This window comes from Streptomyces sp. NPDC057543 (genome assembly GCF_042801895.1).
GTDB lineage: Bacteria > Actinomycetota > Actinomycetes > Streptomycetales > Streptomycetaceae > Streptomyces.
This window is the reverse complement of record NZ_JBHVFF010000061.1, coordinates 19,555-33,331: the sequence shown is the minus strand read 5'-3', so window position 1 is coordinate 33,331 and position 13,777 is coordinate 19,555. Positions and strand designations below refer to the sequence as shown.

The 13,777-nt window shown below is 67.9% G+C and carries 8 protein-coding genes; 7 read left to right on the top strand and 1 reads right to left on the bottom strand.

The annotated features are described in order from the left end of the window. Positions 1–431 precede the first annotated feature (431 nt). The 4 genes from rpsL (at position 432) to tuf (ending at position 4,794) form a co-directional block, all read left to right on the top strand. Positions 432–803 (top strand): 30S ribosomal protein S12, encoded by a 372-nt coding sequence (rpsL, locus tag ACFU8Q_RS13505; RefSeq protein ID WP_003948652.1) that lies wholly within the window; start codon positions 432–434, stop codon positions 801–803. A gap of 2 nt (positions 804–805) precedes the next feature. Next, positions 806–1,276, top strand: coding sequence for a 30S ribosomal protein S7 (rpsG, locus tag ACFU8Q_RS13500; RefSeq protein WP_093897234.1), 471 nt, complete (start codon positions 806–808; stop codon positions 1,274–1,276). Between the two features lie 38 nt (positions 1,277–1,314). Further along, positions 1,315–3,441 (top strand): elongation factor G, encoded by a 2,127-nt coding sequence (fusA, locus tag ACFU8Q_RS13495; RefSeq protein ID WP_384452166.1) that lies wholly within the window; start codon positions 1,315–1,317, stop codon positions 3,439–3,441. Between the two features lie 159 nt (positions 3,442–3,600). Beyond that, positions 3,601–4,794 (top strand): elongation factor Tu, encoded by a 1,194-nt coding sequence (gene tuf, locus ACFU8Q_RS13490; protein WP_351078042.1) that lies wholly within the window; start codon positions 3,601–3,603, stop codon positions 4,792–4,794. A 100-nt stretch (positions 4,795–4,894) separates the two neighbouring features. Here the strand turns inward: tuf and ACFU8Q_RS13485 are convergent, their stop codons facing one another. Continuing rightward, on the bottom strand, positions 4,895–6,109 hold the full coding sequence (locus ACFU8Q_RS13485; protein WP_384452162.1) for a sensor histidine kinase: 1,215 nt from the start codon (positions 6,107–6,109) through the stop codon (positions 4,895–4,897). Positions 6,110–6,373: 264 nt separating this feature from the next. Between ACFU8Q_RS13485 and ACFU8Q_RS13480 the strand changes: the two genes are divergently transcribed. From ACFU8Q_RS13480 to ACFU8Q_RS13470, 3 genes are all read left to right on the top strand, one after another. Further along, positions 6,374–12,664 (top strand): DNRLRE domain-containing protein, encoded by a 6,291-nt coding sequence (locus ACFU8Q_RS13480; RefSeq protein ID WP_384452159.1) that lies wholly within the window; start codon positions 6,374–6,376, stop codon positions 12,662–12,664. A 30-nt stretch (positions 12,665–12,694) separates the two neighbouring features. Next, positions 12,695–12,904: a hypothetical protein gene (locus tag ACFU8Q_RS13475; protein ID WP_384452156.1), complete on the top strand. Its 210-nt coding sequence runs from the start codon at positions 12,695–12,697 to the stop codon at positions 12,902–12,904. Positions 12,905–13,142: 238 nt separating this feature from the next. Further along, a complete protein-coding gene (locus ACFU8Q_RS13470) occupies positions 13,143–13,679 on the top strand; it encodes a hypothetical protein (RefSeq protein WP_384452153.1) in 537 nt (178 codons plus the stop codon). Positions 13,680–13,777 lie beyond the last annotated feature (98 nt).

Genomic DNA, 13,777 nt, shown 5'->3' with positions numbered 1-13,777 from the left:
GCCACCCCGTTGTGTACGGGGTGGCCGCCCTCCGGCGTGTGATACGTCACGGCCGTGGCCGGGTCCGCATGCCGGGCGGGGCCCGAGGAGGGCCTTGAGTGGCCACTGGGAGCTCTGTGCGGGGTCGTGCGGGGTTGCGGAGCCTACGCATACGGGTCGGGACAAGCCGGGCACCCGTGACGGCGTGTCCCGGTGGACAGCATTTGTTTTGACCGGAGTCGACGAGGTAGGTACGCTCAGACCTTGTGCCTGGGGTGTGCCTGGGCTCGTGTGCGTGTCCTCAACCGCATGGCGAGTCCGTCAGTGGCCACCGCAATCTGCGCTCCCTTCTGCCTTGCGGCAGGAGCCCGCAGCATTCGACACACCCGACCGCGTGGGTCGGTGACGTTCCAGGTTAGTTTCACGAACGGCACACAGAAACCGGAGAAGTAGTGCCTACGATCCAGCAGCTGGTCCGGAAGGGCCGGCAGGACAAGGTCGAGAAGAACAAGACGCCCGCACTCGAGGGTTCGCCCCAGCGCCGCGGCGTCTGCACGCGTGTGTTCACGACCACCCCGAAGAAGCCGAACTCGGCACTCCGTAAGGTCGCGCGTGTGCGTCTGACCTCCGGTATCGAGGTCACGGCCTACATCCCGGGTGAGGGACACAACCTGCAGGAGCACTCCATCGTGCTCGTGCGTGGTGGCCGTGTGAAGGACCTGCCGGGTGTTCGTTACAAGATCATCCGCGGCTCGCTCGACACCCAGGGTGTCAAGAACCGCAAGCAGGCCCGCAGCCGCTACGGCGCCAAGAAGGAGAAGTAAGAATGCCTCGTAAGGGCCCCGCCCCGAAGCGCCCGGTCATCATCGACCCGGTCTACGGTTCTCCTCTTGTCACCTCGCTGATCAACAAGATCCTGCTCAACGGCAAGCGTTCCACTGCCGAGCGGATCGTGTACGGCGCCATGGAAGGCCTCCGCGAGAAGACCGGCAACGACCCGGTCATCACGCTGAAGCGCGCGCTTGAGAACGTCAAGCCCTCGCTCGAGGTCAAGTCCCGCCGTGTCGGTGGCGCCACCTACCAGGTGCCGATCGAGGTCAAGCCCGGTCGCGCCTCCACCCTCGCGCTGCGCTGGCTCGTGGGTTACTCCCGCGCCCGTCGCGAGAAGACCATGACCGAGCGCCTCATGAACGAGCTGCTCGACGCCTCCAACGGTCTTGGCGCTGCCGTCAAGAAGCGCGAGGACACCCACAAGATGGCCGAGTCCAACAAGGCCTTCGCGCACTACCGCTGGTAGTCGCTACCCACATCGAGACCGAGAGAAGATTGAGCCTTATGGCCACCACTTCGCTTGACCTGGCCAAGGTCCGCAATATCGGGATCATGGCCCACATCGACGCGGGCAAGACGACCACCACCGAGCGGATCCTGTTCTACACCGGCGTTTCGTACAAGATCGGTGAAGTCCACGACGGCGCTGCCACGATGGACTGGATGGAGCAGGAGCAGGAGCGCGGCATCACGATCACGTCCGCCGCGACGACCTGCCACTGGCCGCTCAATGATGTTGACCACACCATCAACATCATCGACACCCCGGGTCACGTGGACTTCACCGTCGAGGTGGAGCGTTCGCTCCGCGTCCTCGACGGTGCCGTCACCGTGTTCGACGGTGTGGCGGGCGTCGAGCCGCAGTCCGAGACCGTCTGGCGTCAGGCGGACCGCTACGGCGTGCCGCGTATCTGCTTCGTCAACAAGCTCGACCGCACCGGTGCCGACTTCTTCCGCTGCGTCACCATGATCACGGACCGCCTCGGCGCGACCCCGATCGTCATGCAGCTCCCCATCGGTGCCGAGGCCGACTTCACGGGCGTCGTCGACCTCGTGACGATGAAGGCGTTCGTCTACCCCGCCGAGGCGACCAAGGGCGAGGCGTACGACATCGTCGACATCCCGGCCAACCTGGCCGAGGCTGCCGATGAGTGGCGCGGCAAGCTCCTCGAAGCTTCCGCGGAGAACGACGAGGCGCTCATGGAGCTCTACCTGGAGGGCGTCGAGCCCACCGTGGAGCAGCTCTACGAGGGCATTCGTCGCATCACCATCAACTCGGGCAAGGGTGGCGAGACCACCGTCACCCCCGTGTTCTGCGGCACCGCGTTCAAGAACAAGGGCGTCCAGCCCCTGCTCGACGCCGTCGTGCGCTACCTCCCCTCCCCCCTGGACGTCGAGGCCATCGAGGGCCACGGCGTCAAGGACCCGGAGGAGGTCGTCAAGCGCAAGCCGTCCGACGAGGAGCCGCTCGCGGCGCTGGCGTTCAAGATCATGAGCGACCCGCACCTCGGCAAGCTCACCTTCGTCCGGGTCTACTCGGGCCGCCTGGAGTCCGGCACCGCGGTGCTGAACTCCGTCAAGGGCAAGAAGGAGCGCATCGGCAAGATCTACCGCATGCACGCGAACAAGCGTGAGGAGATCGAGTCGGTGGGCGCGGGCGACATCATCGCCGTCATGGGTCTCAAGCAGACCACCACCGGTGAGACGCTGTGCGACGACAAGAACCCGGTGATTCTGGAGTCCATGGACTTCCCGGCGCCGGTCATCCAGGTCGCCATCGAGCCCAAGTCCAAGGGCGACCAGGAGAAGCTGGGTGTCGCCATCCAGCGTCTCTCGGAGGAGGACCCCTCCTTCCAGGTGCACTCGGACGAGGAGACCGGCCAGACCATCATCGGTGGTATGGGCGAGCTTCACCTCGAGGTGCTCGTCGACCGCATGAAGCGCGAGTTCCGCGTCGAGGCCAACGTCGGCAAGCCCCAGGTCGCGTACCGCGAGACGATCCGCAAGGCCGTCGAGCGCATCGACTACACCCACAAGAAGCAGACCGGTGGTACCGGTCAGTTCGCCAAGGTGCAGATCGCGATCGAGCCCATCGAGGGCGGCGAGACCTCGTACGAGTTCGTCAACAAGGTCACCGGTGGCCGCATCCCCCGTGAGTACATCCCCTCGGTGGACGCGGGTGCTCAGGAAGCCATGCAGTTCGGCATCCTGGCCGGCTACGAGATGGTGGGCGTCCGCGTCATCCTTCTCGACGGTGGCTACCACGAGGTCGACTCCTCCGAGCTGGCGTTCAAGATCGCCGGTTCGCAGGCGTTCAAGGAGGGTGCCCGCAAGGCATCCCCCGTGCTCCTCGAGCCGATGATGGCCATCGAGGTCACCACGCCCGAGGACTACATGGGCGATGTCATCGGTGACATCAACTCCCGCCGTGGCCAGATCCAGGCCATGGAGGAGCGCAGCGGCGCTCGCGTCGTGAAGGGCCTCGTGCCCCTTTCGGAGATGTTCGGCTACGTCGGAGACCTCCGCAGCAAGACCTCGGGTCGCGCAAGCTACTCGATGCAGTTCGACTCCTACGCCGAGGTTCCGCGGAACGTCGCCGAGGAGATCATCGCGAAGGCCAAGGGCGAGTAACTCTCCCGAGCTCACGCTTTAGGCTTGTCACCGGAGCCAGGGGGGCATTCGTCGCGGAGCGCAAGCAATGCGGTGAATGCCCCCGGCACCGGCATCCCAGCAAAGATCACCTGGCGCCGATGAAGCAAGGCGTACAGAACCACTCCACAGGAGGACCCAGTGGCGAAGGCGAAGTTCGAGCGGACTAAGCCGCACGTCAACATCGGCACCATCGGTCACATCGACCACGGTAAGACGACCCTCACGGCCGCCATTACCAAGGTGCTGCACGACGCGTACCCGGACCTGAACGAGGCCTCGGCCTTCGACCAGATCGACAAGGCTCCCGAGGAGCGCCAGCGCGGTATCACCATCTCGATCGCGCACGTCGAGTACCAGACGGAGTCGCGTCACTACGCGCACGTCGACTGCCCGGGTCACGCGGACTACATCAAGAACATGATCACGGGTGCGGCGCAGATGGACGGCGCCATCCTCGTGGTCGCCGCCACCGACGGCCCGATGCCGCAGACCAAGGAGCACGTGCTCCTGGCCCGCCAGGTCGGCGTTCCGTACATCGTCGTCGCCCTGAACAAGGCCGACATGGTGGACGACGAGGAGATCCTGGAGCTCGTCGAGCTCGAGGTCCGTGAGCTCCTCTCCGAGTACGAGTTCCCGGGCGACGACGTTCCCGTCGTCAAGGTCTCGGCGCTCAAGGCGCTCGAGGGCGACAAGGAGTGGGGCCAGTCCGTCCTCGACCTGATGAAGGCCGTCGACGAGGCGATCCCGCAGCCCGAGCGTGACGTCGACAAGCCGTTCCTGATGCCGATCGAGGACGTCTTCACGATCACCGGTCGTGGCACCGTCGTCACCGGTCGTATCGAGCGTGGTGTCCTGAAGGTCAACGAGACCGTCGACATCGTCGGTATCAAGACCGAGAAGACCACCACCACGGTCACCGGCATCGAGATGTTCCGCAAGCTGCTCGACGAGGGCCAGGCCGGTGAGAACGTCGGTCTGCTCCTCCGTGGCATCAAGCGCGAGGACGTCGAGCGCGGCCAGGTCATCATCAAGCCCGGTTCGGTCACGCCGCACACCGAGTTCGAGGCCCAGGCCTACATCCTGTCGAAGGACGAGGGTGGCCGTCACACCCCCTTCTTCAACAACTACCGCCCGCAGTTCTACTTCCGTACCACGGACGTGACGGGCGTTGTGACCCTTCCCGAGGGCACCGAGATGGTCATGCCGGGCGACAACACCGTCATGAACGTCGCGCTGATCCAGCCGGTCGCCATGGAAGAGGGCCTCAAGTTCGCCATCCGTGAGGGTGGCCGGACCGTGGGCGCCGGCCAGGTCACCAAGATCGTCAAGTAATTACCTGACTGTCTGACCTGGTTGCTCCGCACAGAGCACCGAGAAGGGCCCCGGCCCGCCGCGCGAGCGGTGGACCGGGGTCCTTCGGCGTTGTCCGACGTCATGCGGGTCCCGCGTCGGCCCACGGTGTCGCGTTGAGGTGCGGGGCCCCGTGGTGTGTCCGGGGCCGGGTCGGGCCCGTGGTCCGGTTGCCGCTCGGCAGTGGCAGCCGCACCAGCAGACGGAAGTGTCCCGGTGACGGCCGCTCGGCGGTCACGGTTCCGCCGAGTGCGGCGGCGCGGGCGGTGAGGCCGGTGAGGCCGGTTCCCGGAGCGGCCGTACCGGGGGAGTCGGGGGCGTCGTTGCCTACGGAGAATTCGACGGACCGGCCGGTGGCTGCCTTGTGGACGATGCTCAGGGAGATCGAGCAGTGGGCGGCGCGGGAGTGATGCAGGACATTGGCGACGGCCTCCCGCGCGACCACGGCGAGACAGTGGTCGACGGCCCGGGGCAGATCATCGGCGGTGAACGGCGCGATGTCGCTGCGCACGGTGATCCCGGCGGTGGCGAGGACCTGCGCCGCCTGGGCGAGCTCCGTGGCCAGCGACAGGGTGACGTTGTCGCGGGAGACGGCTCGGACCTCGGCGAGGGTGCGGCGCGCGATGGCGGCGATCTCGTCGAGGACGGCGGCGGACTCCTCGTCCTCCGTGCCCAGGGAGGCGCGGTTCGCGATCAGGGTGAGCGCCGAGCCGATGACGTCGTGCAGGTCGCCGGCGATCCGGTCGCGTTCGGTCTGTACGGCCGCGTGGGCGGCGTGGTTCTGAGCGGCGTGCAGCCGGGCGACGAACAGGGCGAGCTGGGCGATGCCGTAGACACTGCCTGCTGTGGTCAGGGTGGCGAGCAGGACGCCGAGGCCGCTGCGGTTCTCGAACTCAAGACCGCTGACCAGGAGCGGCCCGCTGGCACAGACCGCCACCGCGACGAGCACGGAAGCGGGGCGTGGAACGGTCAGCAGGACGGCCCCGGCCAGGAACCCCAGCAGGCTCAGCCAGGGCAGCTTGAGCAGCAGCACCGGTCCGTAGGTGAGCAGGGCCTGGAGGACCAGGAGGGCCCATCGGAAGCGGTAGCGCAGACGGTACGGCGGGGGCGCGTACTGCCCGAGGAGCACGGCGGGTAGAAGGATCAGCAGGATCAGCGCGGTCACGGCCGACCGGCGGCTCAGCGGGAGCGTGACGAGGTCCAGTGCGAGCAGCGCGACGGTGCCGCCGACCAGGAGAACAAGTGCGGGGCCTGCGGTGAGGGCGTGGCGAGCGAGGGGGCGACGGAAACGGAGCATCGACTTCCACGACTGGGGAGGGGTACGGAGGGTTGTACGGCTGTCCGGCGACCGACGCCGAGAAATCCTAGGTGGATTACCCCCGGGAGGAAGGCCGGGTGCGGCGCATGGCCTGTCCACCGAGGGCCGTCACGAGGCCCGGTTCGCCATGGGCTGTGGTGATCCGGATGCGAAGCCGTATTCGTGACGTGATCACTTCACTACCCGTGGTGCGGAGATTTGACTCGTCGGCGTTGTGATCGTCGGACGAGGGAGTCACCTCCGGTGAAAATCGAGTGGAACACGAAAAGAGCCCCGAATGCGGCCAGGAAGAGACGGGTCCTGCCCCGGATCGCCCTGACCCTGGCGGGCCTGCTGGTCGTGGAGGCGGCCGTCACCGCGGCCACGACCCGCGATGCCGTCGGTCTGCCCGCCGGTAGGGGGGAGGCACTGTCCCGCACCACCCCCGCGCCCAGGAAGAAGGTCACCGAAGCTGCCGACGTGAACGCGGCGCGGGTAGCGGCCCGGCTCTCGGGCAACCGCGTGGAGGTCCTGTCCGAGCGGACCGAGACCTCGACCACGTACGCGGAGCCGGACGGGAGCCTGTCGGCCGAGCTGTTCCAGGCACCGGTACGCATGCGCGAGAGCAATGGTGCGTGGGCCGACATCGACACCGACCTGGAGCGGGTCGGCCGGGACTACGAGCCGCGTACGGCGCTCGCCGACATCACGGTGACCGGCGGAGGGGCCACCGAGCCCGGCTTGCTGGCCTCCGTCGAGCGCGGCGCGAAGTCGTTCGGCATGGGCTGGCAGGAGCCGTTGCCCAAGGCCGAGGTCGACGGTGACACCGCCTCCTACGACCTGGGCGGCAGCCAGACCCTGACGGTACGGGCACTGGCCGACGGGTTCGAGCAGAACGTGGTCCTCGACAAGGCACCGGAGCAACCACCCGTCTACCGGATTCCAATGCGGCTGAAGGGCCTTGTGCTGTTCAGGGACGACGAGACCGGACGGCTGCTGCTCAAGGACGCGGCGGGGAAGCTGACCGCCGAGGCGCCGGCGCCGGTGATGTGGGACTCGTCCACCGATCCCGCGTCTGGCGAGTCCCGGCATCTCGCCCAGGTGGACACCAGCATCGAGACGGAGAAGGACGGCGCGCAGACGCTGGTGCTCAAGCCCGACCCGGAGTACTTCCGGACGGCCGGGCTCACCTACCCCGTGACCGTCGACCCGACCTCGACACTGGCGGCGTCCACCGACACCTGGGTGGCGACCAACTACCCCGACTCGCAGTCGTCGTCCAAGGAGCTGAAGTCCGGGACGTACGACGCCGGTTCGACGAAGGCGCGGTCGTACCTGAAGTTCGACGTCGCCAAGTTCGGTGGGCAGAAGATCCTTTCGGCGAACCTGTCGCTGTACTCGTACTGGTCCGCGACCTGCGCCACCAGTGGCTCCGGTACGCAGATACGCCGGGTCACCTCGTCGTGGACGAACTCCGGACTGACCTGGGGAGCCCAGCCGTCCACCACCGCGACCGGGGCGGTCATCAGCACCAAGGCGCTCGGATTCTCGTCGGCCTGCCCGGCGGGCACCGTCAATTTCAACGTCGCGGGCATCGTGCAGGCGTGGGCGGACGGGGCAGCCAACTACGGTGTGCAGGTGCGTGGTGTCACCGAGACGGACTCCTCCACCTGGCGCCGCTACCGCTCGTCCAAATACGCCACCGGTGACAACGCGGTGGAACCGCACCTCACCGTGAAGTACAACTCGTACCCGGCGAAGCCGACGTCGGTGGCCATCGCGCCGTCGCAGGTGAACGCCTACAACGGCAAGCGGTACGTTACCTCCCTCACCCCGCAGCTCTCGGCCAAGGTGACCGACGCGGACGGCGACACGGTCAAGGCGCAGTTCGAGATCACCCCGGACCCCCAGTACACCGACGGGGCCGGTTACGCGTACACCGCCACGAGTGCCGGGGTCGCCTCCGGCGGAACCGCGAAGATCACGGTCCCGGCGGCGAACGCCTTCCCGTCCGGCTCGCACCTGCGCTACCGGGTGCGGGGCTACGACGGCTCGCTGTACGGGGCGTGGACCGGCTACACCACCTTCGTGCTGAACACGGCGAAGCCCGCCGCGCCCGGCGTCAGTTGTGTCCCGTACACCAAGGACACCTGGACGGAGAAGAACGCCGACGGTGCCCAGTGCACCTTCTCCACCACCTCCACCGACGGCCAGGGGTATCTGTACGGTCTGAACGACCCGGCCACCCCGAAGCGGATCGACGACACGGTCAAGGGCAGCGGCGGCATCCCGCTGACCGTCACCCTCAAGCCGGGCGACGGCTGGCACACCCTGTACGCGCGGACGATCGACTCGGGCGGCAATCTGTCCAACGCCACCACCGCGTACGAGTTCGGCGTCGGGGAGGGCGCGGCCCTTCTGACGCCTCGTGACGGCGACCGGCCGGCCCGGCGGCTGAGCCTCGGTGCGAAGGGCAAGCCCACCTACACCGGTGTCACGTACCAGTACCGACGGGGAGAGACGGACACCTGGTCCAACGTTCCCTCCGCCGCCGTCACCAAGGACGCCGACGGATCGAAGGTGACCGGCTGGCCGTTGGCCACCACCGTCGGCAGCCCGCCGAAGCTGACGTGGAACATCACGGACAGCCTCGCCGAGGACGGCCCGGTCGACGTCCGGGCCGCCTTCACGGACGGCTCCGTGACCCGCTACTCCCCGGTGGCGACCGTGACGGTCGACCGCAACGCGGGGACCGCGCCAAACGAGTCGGTGGGTCCCGGCGCGGTGAACCTGCTGACCGGCGACTTCACCCTCTCCGAGACCGACGCCTCCGCCTACGACCTGTCCGTCACGCGCACCGCCTCCTCGCGGAAGCCCGATGCCGGGGCGAAGCAGAGCGGGCAGTTCCCGGTCTACGGCAAGGAGTGGAGCGCGGGCACGGTCGCGGAGCTGACCGAGTCCGACTGGTCGTACCTCAAGCAGTCCACCACGACCTCGGTTGCCCTGGTGGACGTCGACGGCGAGGAGTTGGGCTTCACCAAGCTCAGCAACGGCGGCTGGAAGCCGGAGCCCGGAGCCGATGAGTTCACCCTGACCGGTTCGCTGACCGGGTCGTTCACGCTGAAGGACACCGAAGGCACGGTCACGGTCTTCACCAAGCCGCCGGGCGCCACCACCTGGCAGGTCGCCTCCTCCGCCGTGGACGGCCTCGCCAACTCCACCACCACCGTGGTCTCCGAGATGCTGACCGTCGGAACCGACAAGCTGGTCCGACCGTCGCGCATCATCGCGCCCACGACGGCCGTCTCCGCGAGCACCTGCACCGCGACCCCGTCCACCAAGGGCTGTCGTTCGCTGGAGTTCGTCTACGCGACGTCCACCACCGCCACAGGGAGTGCGCCGGGCGACTTCAAGGACCAGCTGCGTGAGATCCGGCTCTGGGCAACGGCGCCGGGCGCGTCGGCGGCCACCGCGAAGGCCGTGCAGACGTTCGCCTACGACAGCGCGGGCCGGCTGCGGCAGGCCTGGCACCCGCAGATCTCGCCCGCTCTGAAGACGGAGTACGCGTACGACGACGCAGGCCGGATCACCCAGGTGACGCCGCCGGGCGAGCTGCCGTGGACCATGACGTACGGCAAGGCCGGCAACGCCGCGACCGCCGGTGACGGCATGCTCCTGAAGGTGTCGCGTGCCGCCCTCAAGCCGGGCACGACCGCCACGCCCGAGGGCACGGCGACCACCAGCCTCGTCTACGACGTGCCGCTGAGCGGAACCAAGGCCCCGTACGCGCTGGGCGCCTCGGACACCGCGGCCTGGGGCCAGGGCGCGGCACCGACCGACGCGACCGCCGTCTTCCCCGCCGACGCAGTCCCCGCCTCCCACGCGGGCTCGGGGCTCGGCGCGGGCGACTACAAGCGGGCCGCCGTCACCTACACCGACGCCTCGGGCCGTCAGGTCAACACCGCGCAGCCCGGCGGCCATCTGTCCGCCACCGATTACGACCAGTACGGCAACACCGTGCGCGAGCTGACCGCCCGCAACCGGGAGATCGCCGTGGGCAGGACAGCGGCGGCGAAGGAGACCCTGGCCGGCCTCGGACTCGACGGACTGTCCTCGGCGGCGCGCGCCGAACTGCTCGCCACCCGCACCGTCTACGACGACAAGGGCACCAAGGAAATGGAGGAGTTCGGCCCGGCCCGCCGCGTCGACCTGACCACGTCCGTCACCGCCGGTTCGACCACGCTTCCGGCAGGTGAGTCCGTGGTGGCCCGCACCTGGACGAAGAACACCTACGACGAGGGCCGTCCCACCGACGGAACGGCGACGGTGGAGAACCAGATCACCAAGGTCGTCACCGGAGCCCAGCTCCTGGACTTCCCGGCGATCCACGCCGAGCAGCGGGTGACCCAGACGGTCTACGACTGGGGCAAGGGCCTGCCGACGAAGACGATCACCGACCCGTCCGGCCTCGCCCTGACCACCGCCAAGGAGTACGACACCCAGGGCCGTATCACCAAGGAACTGCTGCCCGGTGCCACCGGCACCGACGCGGCCACGCGCGTCACGACGTACTGGTCGGCGACCGGCACCGGAGCCTGCGCGGGTCGCCCCGAGTGGGCGGACCTGGTCTGCTCCACCGGACCCGCCGGGGCAGTCACGGGAGGCGGCAGCAACCCGAGCGGCCTGCCGGTGACCACCACCGAGTACGGCTGGCACGGGACGCCGGCCAAGGCGACCGAGACCGCGAACGGCGTCACCCGCACCACGACGACCACGTACGACGACGCCGGGCGTGCCCTCAGGACGGCGACGACGGGCGGCGTCGGGGCAGCGGTGCCGGATGCCACGACCGAGTACGACCCGAAGACCGGTCAGGTGGTCCGCACGGTCTCCACGACCGGCGGCACGATCACCAAGGCGTTCGACGAACTGGGCCGTGAGGTGTCCTACACGGACGCGGACGGGGGTATGACCACCACCGAGTACGACCTGCTCGGCCGCCGCACGAAGGTTACGGACTCCGTCCCCTCGACGGTGACGTACACCTACGACCACAGTGCCGAGCCGCGCGGCCTGGCCACGAAGACGGTGGACTCGGTGGCGGGCGCCTTCACGACCGCGTACGACGCGGACGGCGGGGTAGCCACCGAGCAGCTGCCCGGCGGCTACACCCTCACCGTCGACCAGGACACCACCGGCACTACGGTGGGCCGCACCTACACGCGGGACGGTGACGGCGTAATGGTGGCTTCGGACATGGTCTCCGAGTCCGTCCACGGGCAGGTCACGTCGCACACCGGCTGGTCGGCGCAGGAGTACGCGTACGACAAGGCGGGCCGGCTGACGTCGGTCGACGACACGGTGGGCGAGGTGTGCACGCGCCGCGCCTACACCTTCGACAAGCGCACCAACCGCACTCGGCTGACGTCGTCCGCCGCGCCGGAGGGCGCCGACTGCACGAGCACGGGCGCGGTCACGACGACGTCGCACGCCTATGACAGCGGCGACCGGCTCGTCGACACGGGGTACGCGTACGACGCGTTCGGCCGCACCACGACTCTGCCGGGCTCGTCCTTGGCGTACTACGCCAACGATCTGGTCCACACCCAGACCACGGACGATCAGCGTCAGACCTGGACGCTGGACGCGGCGCGCCGCTTCCGTGCCTGGACCGTCGAGACCGACATCGACGGCACCTGGACCCGGTCGACGTCCAAGCGCAACCACTACGACGGCGACGGGGACAGCCCGCGCTGGACGGAGGAGGACACGGCCGCGGGAGCGAGCGGCGCGGTGAGCCGCAATGTCGAGTCCGCGTCGGGTGACCTCGCCGCGACGACGGGGTCGGCCGGTGGCGCCGTACTGCAACTCACCAACATCCACGGTGACGTGATGCTCGCCCTCCCGCTCGCGGAGGGGGACGACATCGTCGCGTTCGACAGCGACGAGTACGGCAATCCGCGGGCCGGTCAGCTGCCGATGCGCTACGGCTGGCTCGGCGGCAAGCAGCGCTCGGCGGAGACGCTCACCGGGCTGACGTTGATGGGCGTGCGCCTCTACAACCCGGTCACCGGGCGGTTCCTGTCGCCCGACCCGGTGTACGGGGGCAATGCGAATGCCTACGAATACACACACGCCGACCCGGTGAACCAGTTCGACCTCGACGGAAGATGGAGCTGGGCGAAGAAGCAGTGGAACCGATTCACCAACAAGATGCACCGAACCGGCCGCAACCCCAACTGGCGGTCGATTTACTGGTCCGGGAAGTTCGCGATCAGCTCGGCAGCGCTCGTTGCGCCCTTCGGCCGGGTGAAGACGATCCGTAATGTGTGGCGCGCTGCGAAGAGTCCTCGCTCGACGGCGCGGCGGTGTTTCAAATCTGGCGGCAGGTTCGTCACCTGCGCCGGGGCGGGCTGGGGCGTGCAGACCGCGGTGAGCGATTTCCGGAACTGGAACGCCAATCGCCGATTCCGGAATGACTGGAATGACTCATTGACGAACGACGGCCGTCGCTCGGTCTGCAGGAAGTACACAGGAAAGTCCAGCTGTCGGTGACCTCCGTTCAGCTCGCGAAAAGAAGGACCGATGCACCGATACAAGTTGACGTTTCTCCTGGTTTTCGTCCCCTCCATGCTGGGAAGCGGGATCAGCAGAATCAAAGATTCTGGCTGGTCGCTGATATGGGGCGTGCTGGAACTGGCACTCGGTGTCGCGATCTCGGTGGGCGCGATCGGTGAGATCCGCGAGGGGCTGAAGCGCAGACGCGAGGCAGGGGAGCGCAAAGACGGCCCGTGAGTAAGTATCCCGTCGACGATCGAAAGGGAGCTATACGTCATTAAATGATGGGGAACCGGTGGATCTGGCGGTCGACCGTCAGATCCACCTTCTCCAGGTACAGAAACGGTCGCCAGGTGTGGCGAGCCGTCAAGTCCCCGCGCAAGACGGTGAAGAGGGAAACTCGCGCGATAGGCCCTCGGGAGCATCAGACACCACCGGCCTCGGCAGAGCCGACGGTGAGAGAAATGGGGTACGGGTGCTGAATCAGTCCTCAAGGCGGCCTTGGTGGCCGTTCGCGCTGCTCGGCGTTGCATGTCTGGCGTTCTTGGCGGCAGTCGGCCTGTGGGTGATCGGCGTCTTCATGATGTCCGACCCGGAACCTCAACTGGTCGGTGTCCGAATCGACGGGTCCCGCATCACGGTCAAAGCCCCGACTTGCCCGGGCGAGGCGGTGGAGAAGGTCCAGGTGTTCGACAACGCAGCCGAGCGACTGCTGTGGCAGGCGTCCGCTCCCAGGAGCGTGGCGGGCCGACGCGGCGAGGTGACGCTCTGGGACGCCGAGGAGTTTCTGCGGTCGGGGCCGGCTGCACAGCCCCACAGCCTGCCGGAGGAACTGGACGTATCCTTCACGATCGCTGAGTCCTCCGGCGGACCAGGAGTTGCCTTCTCTGTCCCCGAGGTCACATCGGCCCAGCTGCCCGAAGGGCAGTTCTGGACGAACGACGGCCCGATGTCTGCCGAGGCGATTGACCGCCAGGTCGCGTGTCACGCGTATGAAGCACCTTCTTCCTGAGCACGTTTGGCGGCTACCGGCAGTGCGGTGCGTGCTGCCGGTAGCCGTCGGGGTTGTCGGCCTCGGCTGTCCAGCCGAACAGCCAGAAGGTTCCCGGG